Here is an 18289-nt window from a genome sequence, read left to right on the forward strand (position 1 = left end):
CCTCCTCACCATCGCCGACTCCGCTGCCGAACCGATTCTTAACATCTGGTTGCTAGTCGTTGTCCACGCCGCGTCGTGCTGGACACGGCCGGTTCGGGAAACGCGCTTTGGCTGTCATGGATTCTCCACCCGCGGCAACGTCCCTCGCGGCGCTGAGGGCGCGCCTGACGTCGCTGTTCGGCGGTTCCAACGAAGCCTCGCTCACCAACCGGCTCGCCGGCACCATTTTCCTGATCCGTGTCGTCAGTGCAGGTCTCGCCTATGGGGCGCAGATCCTGCTGGCGCGCTGGATGGGTGGCTCGGACTACGGCATCTACGTCTATGTCTGGACCTGGGTGCTGCTGCTCGGCTCCATGCTGGATTTCGGCATCTCCGCCTCAGCCCAGAAGATCATTCCGGAATATCGCGCGCGCGGCGAACTCGACAGGCTGCGCGGTTTCCTGTCCGGCAGCCGCTGGGGCACGCTGGCGGCCTCGAGTGTGGTGTCGCTGCTGCTCGCCGCACTGGTCTGGGCACTGTCGCCGCTGATCGGCGACGCCACAGTCATACCGCTGTACCTCGGCTGCCTGACGCTCCCGGCGTTCGTGGTCGCCAACACCCAGGACGGCATCGCCCGCTCGCACGACTGGATGCGGCTCGGGCTGATGCCGCAATTCATCATCAGGCAGGCACTGATCATCGGCTTCACCGCCGGGCTGTTCGTGCTCGGCTTCGAGCTCGGTGCGATCGCCGCGATGGCGGCGAGTTGTGCGGCGGTGTGGATCGCGATGCTGGGACAGATGATCGCGCTCAACCGCAGGCTTGCCGGCCACGTCCCGCCCGGCCCGCGCGCCTATGACGTCCGCGGCTGGCTTGCGACCTCGCTGCCGATCCTCCTGGTCGAGAGCTTCTACCTGCTGCTGTCCTACACTGACGTGCTGGTGCTGCAGCAATTCAGCACACCCGAGGAAGTCGGCATCTACTACGCGGTAGTGAAGACGCTGGCGCTGGTGTCGTTCATTCACTACGCGATGTCGGCCACCACTGCGCATCGCTTCACCGAATACAACGCGGCCGGCGACAAGGTCCGGCTGGCCGCGTATGTGCGCCACGCGATCGTGTGGACATTCTGGCCGTCGCTGGTGGCGACCCTGGCGCTGCTGGCGCTTGGCGAGCCGCTGCTGTGGCTGTTCGGGCCGCAATTCACGTCGGGGTACGGCATCATGTTCGTCGCGGCGATCGGCCTGATGGTCCGCGCCGCGATCGGCCCGGTGGAACGGCTGCTCAACATGCTCGGCCACCAGCATGTCTGCGCGCTCGCTTACGCGCTGGCGTTCGCGGTCAATCTAGCGCTGTGCCTGATCCTGGTGCCCCGCTTCGGCGGCTACGGCGCCGCCGCCGCCACCTCCGCAGCACTCACCTTCGAAACCGTGATGCTGTTCTGGATCGTCCGCAAACGCCTCGGCCTGCACGTGCTGGCGTTCGGCAGCAAAGGCTAGAGTAAGCGGTCTGCCCGCTGCTGACCGCCTCACCGCCTCGGGCTATAGTTTCAGAATGAGAGCGGACAGCCTCGAGGCTTTGATCAAGCAGGCGGAATCCTGGCGGAAAGCGGCGGGAGGAACTGGCCGCGGTGGCTCGCGAGATCGCAAGCGAGCTTCAAGCCAACCGGTATCACGCCAGCGACGAAGAGCTGCGGATCATCGATGCTGCCGCCGCTAATCTCGACGCGGGCGAACAGGCCACCGACGACGAAATCCGAACGGCGTTTGCAAAGGCGCCCTGCTGATCGACCGACGTCGTCGCCGGCCTGACCGGGCGATCGGTCGTCTCAGCCCCCTGTTGCTCTGAGATTCAGGACCCTCCGCTTACGCGGAGGATCATGGTCATGATCTGCGAGCGGGCAGATCGATACGGACAATCAGTACCCGCCCAACCCCGCCTTACGCCGCGGTCCAGCCGCCGTCCATCGACAGGTTGGCGCCGGTGATCTGGCTGGCGTCGTCGCCGCAGAGATAGACCGCGAGCGCGGCGACCTGCTCAGGGGTGACGAACTGCTTGGTCGGCTGGGCGGCGAGCAGGACGTCGTTGATCACCTGCTCCTTGCTGAGGCCGCGCGCCTTCATGGTGTCGGGGATCTGCTTCTCGACGAGCGGCGTCCAGACGTAGCCGGGCGAGATGCAGTTGCAGGTGATCTTGTGGGTGGCGAGCTCCAGCGCCACCGTCTTGGTCAGGCCCGCGATACCGTGCTTGGCAGCCACATAGGCCGACTTGAACGGCGATGCGACCAGCGAATGCGCCGAGGCGGTGTTGATGATACGGCCCCAGCCGCGCTTCTTCATCCCCGGCACCGCGGCGCGGATGCCGTGAAACGCCGACGACAGGTTGATGCCGATGATCGCATCCCACTTCTCGATCGGAAAATCCTCGATCGGCGACACGAACTGGATGCCGGCATTATTGACCAGGATGTCGACCGAACCGAAGGTGGTCTCGCCGAGCTTGATCATCTCGGCGATCTCGGCCGGCTTCAGCATGTCGGCCGGCGAGTACACCGCCTTGACGGCAAATTCGCTCTCGATCGCCTTGCGTTCCTTCTCGATCGCGTCCGCGTCGCCCATGCCGTTGATCACGACGTTGGCGCCGGCCTTGGCGAAGGCGCGGGCATAGCTGAGCCCGATGCCCGAGGTCGAGCCGGTCACGACCGCGGTCTTGCCTGTCAGATTCGTCATCATCCGCTCCTGTTCGCGAGGTTGAGAAAGCGGCGCAGATCGGGCCGCTTATTCGAATGCATCCCGGGTGAGGTCCCAGGTCACCATGGTCTCGCCGTCCTGCGGCGCCCGTTGCCAGCTCTGGTCGCGCATCGAGACATAGACGTCCTGCTCGCCGGCCTTCCAGTGCTCCACCATGTTCAGTCGCGAGAAGTCGTAGTCCTTCGACGACGCCTCATAGTCCCGCTTGCGATAGATCAGATGCACGACGGTGACGGTGTTCTCCTGCGCCGCCTGATGCAGGATGGCGTAGGCCGGATCGTCGCGCAATTCCGCGGGGAGCCGATCGATCAGATCACGCAACGCCTTACGGGTGTTGTGGATCATCTTGTTCTTGTCTGTATTCAGCCGGGTGCGGCTGGAATAGCGGATGTCCTTCTCGCGCTCGGCGGCTTCCAGCAGCGTCTCCGGCAGCCGGCCACGGGAGCTGAACAGATCGACCTGGAAGATGAGCAGATCGTCACGCTGCTCGCAGTCGAGCACGTAGTCGAGCGGCGTGTTGGAGGCGACGCCGCCGTCCCAATAATGCTCACCGTCGATTTCGATCGCCGGAAAGCCCGGCGGCAGCGCAGCCGAAGCCATAATGTGCTCGGGGCCGATGATCTGCTTGGTGGTGTCGAAATACACGAAGTTGCCGGTCGCGATGTTGACCGCACCGACACTCAGGCGGATGCCGTTGTGGTTGAGGCGGTCGAAATCGACCAGCCGCTCCAGCGTCGAACGCAGCGGCGCCGTGTCGTAGTAGCTCAGATTGGAGGGCTTGCCCGACGGCAGCAGATGCGTCGGCGGAAACCGCGGCGTGAAGAAGCCAGGCACCCCGAAGGTGGCAATCATCGCCGCCGAGGTCTCGTTGAACAGCGAGTGCACGTGGTCGTCGCGCAGCAACGGCTGCCACGGCACCGGTGACGACGCCATCTCCCAGAACTGCTTCAGCTTCTCGACTCGCTGCTCGCGCGGATTGCCGGCGATGATCGCGGCATTGATGGCGCCGATCGAAATGCCCGCCAGCCATTGCGGCTCGAAATCGTGATGGCACAGCGCCTGATAGGCGCCGGCCTGATACGCGCCGAGCGCGCCGCCGCCTTGCAGCACCAGCACGCGGCGCGCATCGCAGGGCCTCGCGGCCTTCCTGTGCTGTGTCGGGTCCATCCGGTCGATCGCACCTCGAACAAGACACGGGCAACTTGGCGATGCGCGGCGCCAGCGTCAATTGCGCCAAGGGCGGGAGCCGATCACGGCCGGTTTATCGCGGCGTGTCGGTGGAGGCGAGGATCATGGTCCAGAACACCTTATATTTGGTGCCCGGCGCATAGCTGGCGGCGATGCCGATCCGGTCGACGCCATTCTTCAGCATGTTGGCGCGGTGCGGCGGCGAATCCCGCCAGCCCGAAAACGCTTCCGCCAGCGTGTGATAGCCGGCCGAGACGTTCTCGACCGCGACCGCCGCCGGATAACCGGAGGCGTTCAGCCGCTGCGCCAGCGGCGCCTTGACGTCATGGTCGAGCTTGTTGCGCCTTGCCATGGTCGAGGACTGGTCCTCGGCCAGCTTGGTCAGCGCCGGATTGACCGTCACCGGACCGAGCCCGTTGTTCTGGCGATATTGTGAGATCATGACGGCCGCTGCGGCGACATCGACCTTGGCACCCTCGCGCGCCATGCTCTGATACATCGACGGCGTATCGACCGACGGTGCGACATCGCCGCCGGCACAACCCGCCAGCACCAACAGGCCGAGAACGGCCATCACCCCGCGAAACATTGTCCAGATTCCCCATTCGCGCGATCGGCACTGCCGGCCCGTCACCGGCTCACGACGCGCCGGGCAGTTGTTGCACGTCAACAGTGGCTGAAAGGTGAAGATGGCGGCCGAGGGCCGGTGACCGAACCGACAAGCAATCCGCGCGAAAAAACGCGCCAAAACAAACCAGAGCAATCGGATTGAGGGCATCAAAACGGCAACGGCCCGGACTTGCGTCCGGGCCGCGGGCAGTCGCCGTGGAGGTTCAAGCGGCGGCTGCCGACTTCGAGGTGGGGACCGACGAAATCGTCTTCAGAACCTGGGACGCGATCTGGTAGGGGTCGCCCTGAGAGTTCGGGCGGCGATCTTCCAGATAGCCCTTGTAGCCGTTGTTGACGAAGGAGTGCGGCACCCGGATCGACGCGCCGCGATCGGCGATGCCGTAGGAAAACTTGTTCCACGGCGCGGTCTCGTGCTTGCCGGTGAGCCGCATGTGGTTGTCAGGACCATACACCGCGATGTGGTCGTCGAGGTTGGCCTCGAACGCCTTCATCATCGCTTCGAAATAGTCCTTGCCGCCGACTTCGCGCATGTAGGCGGTGGAGAAGTTGCAGTGCATGCCCGAGCCGTTCCAATCGGTGTCGCCGAGCGGCTTGCAGTGGAATTCGATGTCGATGCCGTACTTCTCGGTGAGACGCAGCATCAGATAGCGCGCCATCCACATCTGGTCGGCAGCGGTCCTCGACCCCTTGCCGAACACCTGGAATTCCCACTGGCCCTTCGCCACCTCGGCGTTGATGCCTTCATGGTTGATGCCGGCTGCGAGGCAGAGGTCGAGGTGCTCTTCGACGATCTGACGGGCGATGTCACCGACGTGCTTGTAGCCGACACCGGTGTAATACGGGCCCTGCGGCGCGGGATAGCCGGCCTCGGGGAAGCCAAGCGGGCGGCCATTCTTGTAGAAGAAGTATTCCTGTTCAAAGCCGAACCAGGCGCCTTCGTCGTCCAGAATGGTGGCGCGGGTGTTGGTCGGATGCGGGGTGACGCCGTCCGGCATCATCACTTCGCACAGAACCAGAATGCCGTTCTTCCGCGCAGCGTCGGGGTACATCGCAACCGGCTTCAGCACGCAGTCGGAGCTGTGGCCCTCGGCCTGCATCGTCGACGAGCCGTCGAATCCCCAAAGCGGAAGCTGCTCGAGCGTCGGATAGATCTCGAATTCCTTGATGGTCGTCTTGCCGCGGAGGTTCGGCGTCGGCTTGTAGCCGTCGAGCCAGATGTACTCGAGCTTGTACTTGGTCATGCGGTCCTCTCGTTGGAGATACCACCGGCGTTCGTCCCGATGGCGGACACGGAACCGCACCCGGCGGCCTTCGGTCCTGCAAACATGAAGCATTTAATATGCCAGAATGAGCCAAATCGCCGCAGGTGCGAGGCCGGAGCCGGTACGACAACTTCGACGAGAAAACCGGCGGCGCACCATCATGCAGCCGCCCGCAAAAACGCCCACGGCTCCGTATTTCACCGCACCCGCCTCGGTGAACAAAATTAACCCCTCGGGCGCACGATTTTGTCGGAGGTAGGAAGACGCAACCAAGCCGATCCGGCCGCGTTGCACCATGACACTGCCGCCTTCGCAAGCAGACGGCGGAATGCGCAAAGAAGCGCCAATTCCTGGTTCTTCCTTGATCATTCTGCCCGAACGCGAAGCAATCGCGTTATCATCCGTTGCGACGCGCGGCCGGGCCGCATGTCGAGCCAGCTTCATCGACCCGAAGGAGAGAAAGGAGAGATCGCGTGAGTAGCCTGAATCAGACCTCCGCCAAGATCTACCAGTTCCCGGTCGGCGGCCGGGATGGAGCCAACCGCACGGCGCTGCCAAGCAGCGAAGCGGCTTCGAATCCGGCAAACATCCTGACCTGCTCAAGCTGGTATCACGAGATCGCGATGCTCGAAGAGCAGTCGACCAAGCGGCCATGACACCGCGGCTTGCGGGGCGCGGCCACCGCGATCATCAGAGCGACTGACGAAGGGCCGGCGCACGCGTTCGGCCCTTTTTGTTGCGCCAAGCGCTGATCGTCAGACGCCGAAGATCGACCAGCCCATGCGCTTGGTCAGCCCCTCCAGCGCAACGCGGCCGAGATGGGAGTTGCCCGCGGCATCGAGCCCCGGCGCCCACACCGCAATCGATGCTCTGCCCGGCGCGACCGCGAGGATACCGCCACCGACCCCGCTCTTGCCCGGCAGGCCGACCCGATAGGCGAATTCGCCCGAGCCGTCATAGTGGCCGCAGGTCAGCATCAGCGCGTTGATGCGACGTGCTCGTTCGCTCGACACCACATTGAGGCCGGTCGACGGGTTCTGGCCGTTGTGCGCCAGGAATCGTCCGGCCATCGCCAGTTGGCGACAGCTCATGGCGATAGCGCAGTGGTGAAAATAAACGCCGAGCGTGTACTCGACCGGATTGTCCAGTACCCCGAACGACTTCATGTAGTTGGCGAGCGCAGCGTTGCGAAATCCGGTGCGCTGTTCGGATTTCGCCACTGCTTCATCGATGGCGATCGAGGAATCGCCGGCGAGGAACTGCATGAAGCGCAAAATCTCACCGAGCGCCTCGCGCGGCTGATGCCCGGACAGGATCAGATCGGTGACGGCGATCGCACCGGCATTGATGAACGGATTGCGCGGGATGCCGCGCTCGCGCTCAAGCTGCACGATCGAGTTGAAGGCGGACCCGGATGGCTCTCGCCCGACGCGGCGCCACAGCCGGTCGCCGGCCTTGCCGAGCGCCAGCGTGAGCGTGAAGACCTTCGAGATGCTCTGGATCGAGAACGGCACATCGGCATCGCCGGCGGCCGCGACATGACCGTCGGCGCCGATCACCGCGAGGCCGAACGCCTTCGGATCGACTCGCGCCAGCTCCGGAATATAGCTCGCCACCTCGCCGCGGTCCGCCCGCTGCGCCATCTCATCGGCGATTTCGGCAACGACACGGTCGAGAAGCTGATTGCTCATGGCGGCGCATTTGATGCAAAGCGCGCACCAGGTCAATCAACAAAGACAGCCCCGTCATTGCGAGGAGCGCAGCGACGAAGCAATCCATGCCGCACGCGGGTTGCTGGATTGCTTCGCTGCGCTCGCAATGACGAATACGGTTCAGGCTACGTCGCCGACGTCAGATGCCTCTGCCGCCGCAGCTGCAGCGCGCTGCGGTGTCCGTCGCCGGTCGGCTGATAGAATTCGGTGTAGCGATGCGTCGCTTCGCCGAAGGCGTGCGCATCGGTTTCCTTCTTGACGTCGAGCGCGTCGAAGCCATTGCGGACCAGGAAGGTGAACTGATCGCGCAGCACCTGCCCGGTGGCGCGCAGCTCGCCGCGATAGCCGTACACCTCGCGCAGCCGCCGCGCCTGACTGTGGGCCCGGCCGTCCTTGTAGGTCGGAAACACCAGCGCGATCAGCGCCAGCCGGTCGAGCCACGGCTTCAGCTCGGCGACGTCGCGGTTGTTCGGCCAGATCACGCCGAGCGGACTGTTGCGCGCGACCAATCGCTCTGGATCGGCCAGAAGCCGCGCCGCCGAAATCAGGACCGCCCCCTCGGCCGGCAATTCCACGTCGTCAGCTACCGCGACGAATTCGTCGGCCGTGATCTGTCCGTTCTTAACGAGTGGCATAGACCCGCTCCTTGAAGGGTTCGACGCCGAGCCGCTTGACGGCATCGACGAACAACTCGTCCGGTCGCTGCCGCAGACTGAGATAGGCCTCGACGATATCCTCGATCACGTCGGCGACTTCGCCGTACGGCACTGCCGGACCGATCAGTTCACCAAGCTCGGCCCCCTCATCGGCGCGACCACCGATGGTGATCTGATAGAACTCCTCACCGTTCTTCTCGACGCCGAGAATGCCGATGTGACCAACGTGATGATGGCCGCAGGCGTTGATGCAGCCGGAGATATTGATGTGCAGCCGGCCGATCAGCGCCGCAGTCTCGGGACTGGCGAAGCGTCGTGACAACTCCTGAGCGATCGGGATCGACCGCGCGTTCGCCAGCGAGCAGTAATCGAGGCCCGGGCAAGCAATGATGTCGCTGACCAGACCGACATTCGGGGTCGCTAGGCCGAGCTTGTCGAGCGCGGCCCACAGCGCCGGCAGGTCGCGCCTTGCGACGTGCGGTAACACCAGATTCTGTTCGTGACCGACGCGGATCTCGCCGAACGAATATTTGTCGGCAAGGTCTGCGACCGCGTCCATCTGCTCGGCGGTTGCGTCGCCGGGCGGTCCGCCCGCGGGCTTGAGTGACAGGGTGACAATGGCGTAGCCGTCGTGGCGATGCGGCGCGACAGAGTTGTTGCGCCACGCTTCGAACCGCGCATCGCCGGCCGCGGCACGCAGTTCGTCCGGCTCGGCCGGCAGCTTTTCATAGGCCGGATAGATGAAGCGCGAGCGGATGTCCTCGATCATCTCGTCGTCGAGCGTCAGAGGGCCGTCGGCGATCTCGGCCCACGCCTGCTCGACCTCAGCGGCGAATTTCTCGATGCCGAGCTCGTGCACCAGGATCTTGATGCGGGCCTTGTAGATGTTGTCGCGGCGTCCGTACTGATTGTAGACGCGCAGGACCGCCTCGATGTAGCTGAGGATGTCGCGCCCCGCGACGAACGACTTGATGGTCCGGCCGATGAACGGACTGCGACCGAGGCCGCCGCCGACCAGCACTTCGAAGCCGGTCTCGCCGGCGTCGTTCCTAACCAGCTTCAGGCCGATATCATGGATCTTGATCGCGGCGCGATCGTGATCGGACGCGGTGATCGCAAACTTGAACTTGCGCGGCAGGAACGAGAACTCCGGATGCAGCGCCGTGTGCTGACGCAGGATTTCTGCCCAGACCCGCGGGTCTTCGACCTCGCCAGGCGCAACGCCGGCCCACTGATCGGCAGTGACGTTGCGGGTGCAATTGCCCGAGGTCTGCATCGCGTGGATGCCGACTTCGGCAAGATCCGCGAGCGCGTCCGGCAGATCCTTCAGCGCGATCCAATTGAACTGGATGTTCTGCCGGGTGGTGAAATGTCCGTAGCCGCGGTCGTAGGTCCGCGCCACATGCGCCAGCTTGCGAAGCTGCGCCGACGACAGCGTGCCGTACGGAATCGCCACGCGAAACATGTAAGCGTGAAGCTGCAGATACACGCCGTTCATCAGCCGAAGGGGCTTGAACTCGTCCTCGGTCAGTTCGCCCGAGAGGCGGCGGCTTACCTGATCACGGAATTCTTCGACGCGCTCGTGAACGATGGCGCGGTCGATGTCGTCGTAAGCATACATTTAACAGCCCTCAAGCTTGGCCGGGCAGCGCGATGGTGACGCCGTTACGCCGGATTTTCTCGCGCAGATTGCCGGGGTGGATCGCCCCGTCGGCGCCGATCTCGACCGGCGCGATGTAGGCACCGACCGCGCCGACATCGTCGGCGGTTGCGGCGGCGAGCAGCGCACGCGCTGGCTCGGCCTCGCGCACGATGGCGGCGTCGGCCAGATCGGTCGACCAAGCGCTCTTCGCGGTTCGGTAAATCACCACGCCGTCGGTGGTGCGGTTCGCAGTCACCACCGACGGACCGGTGATCTTGATCTTCTGTTGCAGCGGGGACGTCATTCGGCGGCCATCTGATAGGTCGAGACGAGTTGCAGGAGTTGTTGCTGGCGCCACGGCGCCGAGTGCGCGACGACGTCGCCGATCACCAGCAGTGCCGGTCCGCCGTCGACCTCATCGACCAGCGCCGGCAGATCATTGAGCGTGCCGACAGCCGAGACAGCGTCGGAGCGCGTCACCCGTGCGAACACGCCGACCGGCGTATCGGCCGCGCGGCCGGCGGCGAGCAGCCCGTCACGGATCGTCGGTGCGGCGCTCATGCCCATATAGACCACGACGGTCATCTTCTGATCGGTCAGCGCCGACCAGTCGACGGCTTCGGCGTCCTTGGCCTTGTGCGCGGTCAGGAAGGTGATGCGCAGCGCCTCATGGCGATAGGTCAGCGGCACCTCGAACTGCGAGGCCGCGCCAAGCGCCGCGCTGATGCCCGGCACCACCGAATAGGACACGCCGGCTTCGCGCAGCGCTTCGACCTCTTCGCCGCCGCGGCCGAACACAAACGGATCGCCGCCCTTCAGCCGCACGGCGCGCTGACCGGAGCGTGCAGTTTCGATCAGCATTTGGTTGATCGCGTCCTGACCGATGCCCGGCTGGCCGACGCGGCGGCCGACCGGCACGCGTTTGGCGTCGCGCCGGATGCGGTCGAGGATCTCGGGCGAAACCAACTCGTCGTAGAACACCACGTCGGCGTCCGACAGCGCCCGCAGCGCCTTCAAGGTGAGTAGATCAGGATCACCGGGACCGGCGCCGACGATGCTGACGTGACCATCGGCGCGGCGGCCGAGCGAATGCCGCGCGTAGTCGGTGGCATCGTCGATTGTCTTCAGTTCGGTCTCGGCATCCGTCAGCCGCCCCTCGAGCACCGCGCGGCCGATCGGACCGTCGACGACGCGCTCCCAGAACCGGCGGCGCAGCGGGAATTCAGGAATCCGTGCCTTGATCGGCGTGCGCCAGCGGCCAATCAGCGCTGCCAGTTCGCCGATCTGCGCCGGTACCACGGTCTCGATCAGTTCGCGGAGGCGGCGCGCCACCACCGGCGAAGACCCGCCGGTGCCGATCGCCACCACCACATCGCCGCGATCGACGATCGCCGGAAAGATGAAGGTCGAATGCGACAGCTCGTCCATGACATTGACCGGCACGCCGAGCGCGCGCGCCTTCGCGGCGAGCGGAGCGGCAACGTCGCCGGCCCCTGCGCACAGCAGCGCGATCGCGCCGGTGAGATCGGCTTGCAGCGGATCGCCTTCCGGAAAGCTGATGCGCGACCGCTCCGCCTCGGTCAGGCCGGCCAGATCGCGGTCGCCGTCGGTGACGTACCAGCGGACCGACGCGCCGGCGCCGAGCAGCAGCCGCAGCTTGGCGCGCGCCATCTCGCCGGCACCGACCAGCACCACTGGCCCCGTCGCCAGATCCAGAAAGACTGGAAGAAATCGCATGTCCACTCCATCGCCACCCGGGCTGTTTAGAATTATTTTCTCCACCAGCGCGACACAAGCCACGCGGGAAGAAAATCATTCCATTCCACCTCAGCCGATCCGTAGAGAAATTTCACCCCTCCCCACCCCTTGGCAGAGACGGTCTTTTCTAAGGCGGCATCTGAGGCTGAGTGGAGCAAACGCCGTGCCGCCATTCCGGCTCCCGCGACTCCCGCCGGATGGCGGCCGGCTAGAGTGACAGCCGGCTTCCGGAGCGCTCCGCCGGCGCCGAACAGGGCGGGCCTTCTCTTTTGGCGGCCTTTGACGCTAAAAGGAGCACCCGGCGCCGTCATGCGGCGATCGGTCATTTGACCCCTGAAAAGGCGCCAGCGCGCCGTTTTCTCGCGAGACATCCAAAAATGAATCGTATTGACGCCCACGGACTGAAAATCGCGCCTGTGCTGTTCGACTTCATCGCCAAGGAGGCCGCGCCGAAAACCGGCATCGCTCCCGACGTATTCTGGGCCGGGCTTGCTGCGATCGTTCGTGATCTGGCGCCAAAGACCCGCGCGCTGCTGAAGACCCGCGACGACCTGCAGGCCAAGATCGATGCGTGGCATCTCGCCAACAAGGGCAAGAAGCAGGACATGGCGGCCTACACTGCCTTCCTGAAGGAGATCGGCTACCTGCTGCCCGAGCCGCCGACCGTGCCGGTCGAGACCGCCAATATCGACGAAGAGATCGGCAAGCTGTGCGGCCCGCAGCTCGTGGTACCGTTGTCGAACGCGCGCTACGCACTGAATGCCGCCAACGCGCGCTGGGGTTCGCTGTACGACGCGTTCTACGGCACCGACGCGATCCCGCAGGAAGCCACCCAGGCCAAGGGCTACGACAAGGCGCGCGGCGACAAGGTGATCGCCAAGGCCAAGGCATTCCTCGACCAAGCCGCGCCGCTCGCGACCGGCAGCCATAGCGACGTCACTGGTTACAGCGTGATCGCCGGACAGCTGTCGGCCAAGCTGAAGAGCGGCAATGCCACCGGCCTGAAGAAACCGGCACAGTTCGCCGGCTTCCGCGGCGATGCCGCCAATCCGAGCGCGGTGCTGCTGGTCAACAACGGCCTGCACATCGAGATCAAGATCGATCGCGCCAACACCATCGGCAAGGACGATCCGGCCGGCGTCGCCGACCTGGTCATCGAGTCGGCAGTCTCGACCATTCTCGACATGGAAGACTCGGTCGCCGCCGTCGATGCCGACGACAAGGTGCTGATCTATCGCAACACCCTCGGCCTGATGGACGGCACGCTGTCGGAAAGCTTTGAGAAGGGCGGCAAGACCGTTACCCGCGCGCTCAACGGCGACCGCACCTACACGGCGCCGGACGGCAAGGAGATCTCGCTGCACGGCCGCAGCCTGCTGCTGATGCGCAACGTCGGTCACCACATGTGGACCGATGCGGTGCTCGACAGCGACGGCCAGGAGATTCCGGAAGGCTTCCTCGACGCTGCGGTGTCGGGCCTGATCGCGATCCACGATCTCAAGCACCTCGGCAAGACCCGCAACAGCCGCACCGGCTCGGTCTACATCGTCAAGCCGAAGATGCACGGCCCGGATGAAGTCGCCCTCACCGTCGAGCTGTTCGGCCGCGTCGAGACCATGCTCGGCCTGACCGCGAACACCCTGAAGGTCGGCATCATGGACGAGGAACGCCGCACCACGGTGAACCTCAAGGCCTGCATCCAGAACGCGTCGAAGCGGATCGTCTTCATCAACACCGGCTTCCTCGATCGCACCGGCGACGAGATCCACACCTCGATGGAAGCGGGTCCGATGATCCGCAAGAACGAGATGAAGGCGCAGCCCTGGATCAAGGCCTACGAAGACTGGAACGTCGACACGGGTCTGGTCGACGGCCTGCCGGGTCACGCCCAGATCGGCAAGGGCATGTGGGCGGCCCCCGACAAGATGGCCGACATGCTGGCGCAGAAGATCGGTCACCCGCAGGCCGGCGCGACCACCGCCTGGGTGCCGTCGCCGACCGCCGCGACGCTGCACGCGCTGCACTATCACCAGGTCGACGTGATCGCGCGCCAGCAGGAGCTGGCGAAGGGCGGCCCGCGCGCCAAGCTCGAGGACATCCTCACCATTCCGGTGTCAAATTCGAACTGGGCTCCGGACGATGTCCGCCAGGAGATCGACAACAACTGCCAGGGCATCCTCGGCTACGTGGTGCGCTGGATCGACCAGGGCGTCGGCTGCTCCAAGGTGCCGGACATCCACGACGTTGGCCTGATGGAAGACCGCGCGACGCTGCGCATCTCAAGCCAGCACCTCGCCAACTGGCTGCATCACGGCGTCGTCACCAAGGACCAGGTGCTCGACTCGTTGAAGCGGATGGCGGTGATCGTCGACAAGCAGAACGAAGGCGATGCGCTGTACCGGCCGATGGCGCCGGACTTCGACGGCGTCGCGTTCGAAGCCGCGTGCGACCTGATCTTCAAGGGCCGCGCGCAGCCGAACGGCTACACCGAATACATCCTGCATGAGCGCCGCCGCGAGGCCAAGGCGGCGCACCTGGAGTCGGCGCGCTAACTCCAGCCACGCCTGTTACTTCGCTACAGAACCTCCCCCGCAAGGGGGAGGTTCTTGCTTTTAGAGCGCATGAATACCGCCGATTTCAATTGCGCGCCGAGCAAGTTTCAGGTGACCGCTTGCCGCAGCGTGGCCCGGAACCATCGTCAGCGCTATCCGTTGACCGGCATCCAAACAGTGGAGGCACAGGATGGACTGGAATCGCGTTGAAGGTAACTGGAAGCAGTTCAAGGGTAACGTCAAGGAGAAGTGGGGCAAGCTCACGGATGACGATCTCGACGTGATCGAAGGCCGCCGCGACCAGCTCGAAGGCAAGCTGCAGGAGCGCTACGGCTACGCCAAGGATCAGGTCCGCAAAGACGTCGACGACTGGTTCACGACGCTGAAGTAATTCGCTTCGCAGTGAATCGAAAAGCCCCGGCACGCACCGGGGCTTTTTTGTTTGAGCAACAATTTCATGAAAGCGTGACGGCGTCCGCTGGTGCCGAAAAACAAAAGGCCGGGCAGATGCCCGGCCGGATTGCTGGCTTAGAACACCGCCAGATATTTCAGGAGCGACACAATGCCGATGATGATGACGACGACACGTGCGATCTGTTTGGCGCGCCCGTCCAACGGAAGCATGTTGATCAGGTACAGCACCAAAATAACGACGAGAAATGTAATCAGAATTCCGATCAGGATGTTCATCTTCTAGCTCCAACCCGCGGTCACCCCGCCTGGATCAATCGCCAACACACTCATCAGTTCCAATTCCGGAACTGGAGGTTTCGGCGCAGAGCTTCGACAAGAGCCGGCAACGGCACAGCAAGCGCCGCACTAATCACGAGAAAAGAGATTTGGGGCTCAGTCCTGGGCCAGCACCGGCACCTTGGAATAGCCGGCGCGGACGTGATCGGCACCGGACGCCGGAGCGAACGCGACCTTGCCGTCGTTGCCTGAGGCGTTCCGCGCGGCGACCATGAGGCCGTCCTTGCCGGCGATGATATCGCCCTTGCGCACCGTCGGGTCGTCCTCGATCAGAATCTTGGCGAGGCCGAACTGATCCTTGCCATTGCAGGTGCAGCCGGCCACGATCTCCGTTCGGAACTTGAACGCATTCGGCAGCTCCGAATACGACTTGCCGCCGGAGGTGCGGGCGCTCTCGATCGAGGAACCGTACACCACCTTGGTGTCGCTGGCCGGGCAGAAGCTGTTGCAGGTCTCGGCCTTGGTGTCGCTGCCGCTGGACGAGATCGGAAAGTAGCGTCCGTCGCAAGTGCGAACGCAATAGGCCTGACCACCGGTCGAATAAGTCCGCGCACTCGGACGGGCCAGCCGCTCGCGCGTGTCGCGACCGTATCCGTCGTCGGCGAACGGCAATGCCGGCATCCGGGGTTGATAGCGCGGCGCCTGGAAGCCGCCGAACAGCGCCTGAAAGAAATCCTGCGCATGCGCCGGCGTCGCGGCGGTTACAGCCACCACGGCGGCAAAGCCGAGTCCGATCCGGCCTGAGAACTTGCGCATCACTGTCTCCGGTCGCTGTCTGGCGTTAGTCGATCGACGAGATCGAAATGTTCATGGCCTGCCGGCCGGGCCGCACGGTCGAGCGTGCTTCGATCGGACGCGAGGCCGACTTCGGCAGCACCACCACGCGTGTCCCGATCCCGGCGCGGCCGAACAGGTCTTCGACGTCCTCGTTGGTCAGCCGGATGCAGCCCGAGGAGACGAACTTGCCGATCGTGGACGGATCATTGGTGCCGTGGATGCGATAGGTGGTGGAGCCGAGATACATCGCCCGCGCACCGAGCGGATTACCCGGGCCGCCGGCCATGAAACGCGGCAGATACGGCTGGCGCGCGATCATCTCGGCCGGCGGGCGCCAATCCGGCCACTCCGCCTTACGGGTGATGGTCTGCACGCCCGCCCAGGTGAAGCCCTCACGGCCGACACCGACGCCGTAACGGATCGCTCGGCCACCGCCGAGCACGTAGTACAGATAGGTGTTGGCAGTATCGATCACGATCGTGCCGGCCGGCTCTTTGGTCGGATAGCTGATCACCGTGCGCCGCAGCCGGTCGGGCAATTGAGCATCCTCGCCGGCATCGACAGAGACGTCGTTATCAGTGGGCGCGATCACCGACTCGTCGGTCTCGAAAGGTGCAAATTGTGGGGACTGCGCGGCGTAGCCGAGCGCCTGTGCGGCGGCCGGTGTCGCCGGAAGCGCCAGCGCCAGGAGCAGCGCGGCTGCGGTCGCCGCCACCGGGGTGAACGCGCGTCCCCGCTGCGGGACGAATGCAGACAGCATCGTGGAGGTCATGTGAAGTCCCCGCTATGAGTGGCGACGTCTTGCGGCGTCGACGGAACAACGCGGTCGCGCTCCAATCCGTTCCCGCCATCCAGTCGCGAGATGCTCACTAACAACGGCGTCCGGCTCGGAACCTTCTTGGCTCGCTGTCGTTGGAGGCCACGGGAAGTGTTCGCTGGTTGAGCCGCATCCGGTCCGCTCTCGCGGCAAACTTCCACGTCTTCACATGATAAATGACTCAGACGCTGGGTGGTCCATTGCGTGCGCTTCCCGAGCCTACCGGCACGCCGCTCCCCGACAGCCAGGACGAGCGGCCGCCGCTGATCAGGCGGACGGAAGTCGTCACGTTCACCCTCGTCGCCCTGTTAGTGATCTTGCTGGTCGGCCTGCTGTATGTCGGCAAGCCTTTCTTCCTGCCGATGGTGACCGCCTTCGTGGTCGGCACCATGGTGTCGCCGGCCGCGAGCTTCTTGGAGCGCTTTCGGATTCCGCGCGCGGTCAGCGCAGTGCTGATCGTGACGCTCGGGCTCGGCACCGTGATCTTCATGATCGGGCTGATCTCTGCGCCGCTGATCGAGTGGAGCAGCCGCATCCCCGAGATCGGCTCATTGCTGCGCGACAAGCTGCACGTGCTCGATCGGCCGCTGCAGATGTGGCGGCAGATCCAGAGCTCGCTGAGCGGCTCCGAAAGCCTGCCGCAGCCGTCCGTGCAGATGCCGAAGATCGACTGGGTGTTCGAGTTTCTCTCCCCGACGCTCACCGAGGTTCTGCTGTTTCTGGTGATGCTGGTGCTGTTCGTGGCGGGCTGGAAAGACCTGCGGCGCTCGCTGGTAATGAACTTCGCCGGGCGCGAAGCCCGGCTACGCACGCTGCGGATCCTCAACGAGATCGAGGGCAGCCTTGGCGCCTATCTGCTGACGGTCACCGTCATCAACCTGTGCTACGGCGCCGCCACCGGCCTGCTCTGCGCTGCCGCGGGAATGCCGAACCCCGCGGGTCTCGGCGCGCTGGCAGCGGTACTGAATTTCATCCCGATCATCGGGCCGTTCGTGATGTTCGTGATCATGACGGTGGTCGGCATCATCAGTATGCCGACGCTCGGCGCCGGCCTACTCGCTCCGTTCGGCTTCGTGCTGCTGACGTTCTTCGAAGGGCATTTCATCACGCCGACCATCATCGGCCGCCGGCTGTCGCTGAATACGCTGGCGGTGTTCATCACCCTAGCGTTCTGGACTTGGCTGTGGGGACCGATGGGGAGTTTTCTGGCCTCGCCGCTGCTGATCGTCGGTCTGGTGCTCAAGGAGCATCTGATGCCCGAGGACAGCCCGCAACTTCCCGGCAGCGACTGAACGATCCCAACGTGGAGCAGCGCGGCCCGATCTCGCGGCGGCCGTCAATCCTACCCCTCTTACGCAAACATCCGCCCTGCGAGGCGGATGTCGGTATCAGCTTGAAAGAGAGAGAGCTCAGGCGACGCAGCGGCCCGGCTGAAGCTGCTTGGCCACTTCGGTCAGTACGCTCACGACCGGCTCACAGGCGACGATCGCCTTCGGCGCCAAGGCCGGCTTGCTTGATGCGGGAGTGCGGATCGCGGCGCCTTCGGCCTGATCGCGGGACACGCGGACCAGCACCGACTGCCCGATCAGGGTGACGCTGAAGGTCTGGCCGGCCTGCAGGTCTCCTGCCGTCGTGGCACGGTCGCCCTTTCTAGAGCGATTCACGTCCTGACCTGAGGGGGAAACGGCTGAGGCCTGCTGCACCAGGGTTGTGCGGCCGAGGTCTTCCCCGACTGCTAATTGGGCTGCGCCAAGCGTCCCGGTGATAGCGATGGCGCCCAAAATTCCCCGCACGATCTGTGACATGGTATCTTGCC

20 protein-coding genes are annotated in these 18289 nt (G+C 64.5%); 6 read left to right on the forward strand and 14 right to left on the reverse strand.

Annotated elements, in window-relative coordinates; translation table 11 throughout:
• Positions 1-116: 116 nt before the first annotated feature.
• Together HZF03_RS21020 and HZF03_RS21025 are read left to right on the forward strand one after the other, a co-directional pair.
• A complete protein-coding gene (locus HZF03_RS21020; protein WP_119018936.1) occupies positions 117-1478 on the forward strand; it encodes a lipopolysaccharide biosynthesis protein in 1362 nt (453 codons plus the stop codon).
• A 131-nt stretch (positions 1479-1609) separates the two neighbouring features.
• Entirely contained in the window at positions 1610-1765 is a 156-nt protein-coding gene (locus tag HZF03_RS21025; RefSeq protein ID WP_234832268.1) for a hypothetical protein, read from the forward strand.
• A 154-nt stretch (positions 1766-1919) separates the two neighbouring features.
• Here HZF03_RS21025 and HZF03_RS21030 read toward each other — a convergent pair whose 3' ends face one another.
• The 5 genes from HZF03_RS21030 to HZF03_RS21050 form a co-directional block, all read right to left on the reverse strand.
• Entirely contained in the window at positions 1920-2708 is a 789-nt protein-coding gene (locus tag HZF03_RS21030) for a 3-hydroxybutyrate dehydrogenase (protein WP_011159741.1), read from the reverse strand.
• Between the two features lie 48 nt (positions 2709-2756).
• Entirely contained in the window at positions 2757-3896 is a 1140-nt protein-coding gene (locus tag HZF03_RS21035; RefSeq protein ID WP_011159742.1) for a DUF3734 domain-containing protein, read from the reverse strand.
• A gap of 94 nt (positions 3897-3990) precedes the next feature.
• Positions 3991-4506, reverse strand: a complete 516-nt coding sequence (locus HZF03_RS21040) for a CAP domain-containing protein (protein ID WP_119018937.1) — start codon at positions 4504-4506, stop codon at positions 3991-3993.
• A gap of 244 nt (positions 4507-4750) precedes the next feature.
• Entirely contained in the window at positions 4751-5788 is a 1038-nt protein-coding gene (locus HZF03_RS21045; RefSeq protein ID WP_119018938.1) for a glutamine synthetase beta-grasp domain-containing protein, read from the reverse strand.
• Between the two features lie 93 nt (positions 5789-5881).
• On the reverse strand, positions 5882-6178 hold the full coding sequence (locus tag HZF03_RS21050) for a hypothetical protein (protein ID WP_133303247.1): 297 nt from the start codon (positions 6176-6178) through the stop codon (positions 5882-5884).
• A gap of 104 nt (positions 6179-6282) precedes the next feature.
• Here HZF03_RS21050 and HZF03_RS21055 point away from each other — a divergent pair, with 104 nt between their 5' ends.
• The gene (locus HZF03_RS21055; RefSeq protein WP_012497457.1) at positions 6283-6465 is read left to right on the forward strand and encodes a DUF2735 domain-containing protein; all 183 of its coding nucleotides are present in this window, start codon (positions 6283-6285) and stop codon (positions 6463-6465) included.
• Between the two features lie 99 nt (positions 6466-6564).
• Here HZF03_RS21055 and HZF03_RS21060 read toward each other — a convergent pair whose 3' ends face one another.
• The 5 genes from HZF03_RS21060 to cysG form a co-directional block, all read right to left on the reverse strand.
• The gene (locus tag HZF03_RS21060) at positions 6565-7500 is read right to left on the reverse strand and encodes a glutaminase (RefSeq protein ID WP_119018939.1); all 936 of its coding nucleotides are present in this window, start codon (positions 7498-7500) and stop codon (positions 6565-6567) included.
• Between the two features lie 146 nt (positions 7501-7646).
• On the reverse strand, positions 7647-8156 hold the full coding sequence (locus tag HZF03_RS21065; protein ID WP_119018940.1) for a DUF934 domain-containing protein: 510 nt from the start codon (positions 8154-8156) through the stop codon (positions 7647-7649).
• Positions 8143-9798 carry a nitrite/sulfite reductase gene (locus tag HZF03_RS21070; protein WP_119018941.1) on the reverse strand — a complete coding sequence of 552 codons (1656 nt, stop codon included), beginning with the start codon at positions 9796-9798 and terminating at the stop codon, positions 8143-8145. The genes HZF03_RS21065 and HZF03_RS21070 overlap by 14 nt, the downstream gene beginning before the upstream one ends.
• A 10-nt stretch (positions 9799-9808) precedes the next feature.
• Positions 9809-10123 carry a DUF2849 domain-containing protein gene (locus HZF03_RS21075; protein WP_011159749.1) on the reverse strand — a complete coding sequence of 105 codons (315 nt, stop codon included), beginning with the start codon at positions 10121-10123 and terminating at the stop codon, positions 9809-9811.
• Positions 10120-11556 (reverse strand): siroheme synthase CysG, encoded by a 1437-nt coding sequence (cysG, locus tag HZF03_RS21080; protein ID WP_119018942.1) that lies wholly within the window; start codon positions 11554-11556, stop codon positions 10120-10122. Before cysG ends, HZF03_RS21075 begins: the two co-directional genes overlap by 4 nt.
• Positions 11557-11954: 398 nt before the next feature.
• Between cysG and HZF03_RS21085 the strand changes: the two genes are divergently transcribed.
• Together HZF03_RS21085 and HZF03_RS21090 are read left to right on the forward strand one after the other, a co-directional pair.
• Positions 11955-14129 (forward strand): malate synthase G, encoded by a 2175-nt coding sequence (locus tag HZF03_RS21085; protein WP_119018943.1) that lies wholly within the window; start codon positions 11955-11957, stop codon positions 14127-14129.
• A gap of 190 nt (positions 14130-14319) precedes the next feature.
• The gene (locus HZF03_RS21090; RefSeq protein ID WP_011159752.1) at positions 14320-14520 is read left to right on the forward strand and encodes a CsbD family protein; all 201 of its coding nucleotides are present in this window, start codon (positions 14320-14322) and stop codon (positions 14518-14520) included.
• A gap of 137 nt (positions 14521-14657) precedes the next feature.
• On the opposite strand, the gene HZF03_RS21095 is transcribed toward HZF03_RS21090, so the two are convergent.
• The 3 genes from HZF03_RS21095 to HZF03_RS21105 all read right to left on the reverse strand — a co-directional run bounded on the left by HZF03_RS21095 (position 14658) and on the right by HZF03_RS21105 (position 16428).
• A complete protein-coding gene (locus HZF03_RS21095) occupies positions 14658-14819 on the reverse strand; it encodes a Thivi_2564 family membrane protein (protein WP_119018944.1) in 162 nt (53 codons plus the stop codon).
• A gap of 156 nt (positions 14820-14975) precedes the next feature.
• Positions 14976-15635 carry a DUF2865 domain-containing protein gene (locus HZF03_RS21100; RefSeq protein ID WP_119018945.1) on the reverse strand — a complete coding sequence of 220 codons (660 nt, stop codon included), beginning with the start codon at positions 15633-15635 and terminating at the stop codon, positions 14976-14978.
• Positions 15636-15660: 25 nt separating this feature from the next.
• On the reverse strand, positions 15661-16428 hold the full coding sequence (locus HZF03_RS21105) for a L,D-transpeptidase (protein WP_119018946.1): 768 nt from the start codon (positions 16426-16428) through the stop codon (positions 15661-15663).
• A 221-nt stretch (positions 16429-16649) separates the two neighbouring features.
• On the opposite strand from HZF03_RS21105, the gene HZF03_RS21110 reads away from it, so the two are divergent.
• The gene (locus HZF03_RS21110; RefSeq protein WP_011159756.1) at positions 16650-17765 is read left to right on the forward strand and encodes an AI-2E family transporter; all 1116 of its coding nucleotides are present in this window, start codon (positions 16650-16652) and stop codon (positions 17763-17765) included.
• Between the two features lie 117 nt (positions 17766-17882).
• Here the strand turns inward: HZF03_RS21110 and HZF03_RS21115 are convergent, their stop codons facing one another.
• Positions 17883-18278 carry a hypothetical protein gene (locus HZF03_RS21115; protein ID WP_119018947.1) on the reverse strand — a complete coding sequence of 132 codons (396 nt, stop codon included), beginning with the start codon at positions 18276-18278 and terminating at the stop codon, positions 17883-17885.
• Positions 18279-18289 lie beyond the last annotated feature (11 nt).

This window comes from Rhodopseudomonas palustris (assembly GCF_013415845.1).
Lineage (GTDB): Bacteria > Pseudomonadota > Alphaproteobacteria > Rhizobiales > Xanthobacteraceae > Rhodopseudomonas > Rhodopseudomonas palustris_F.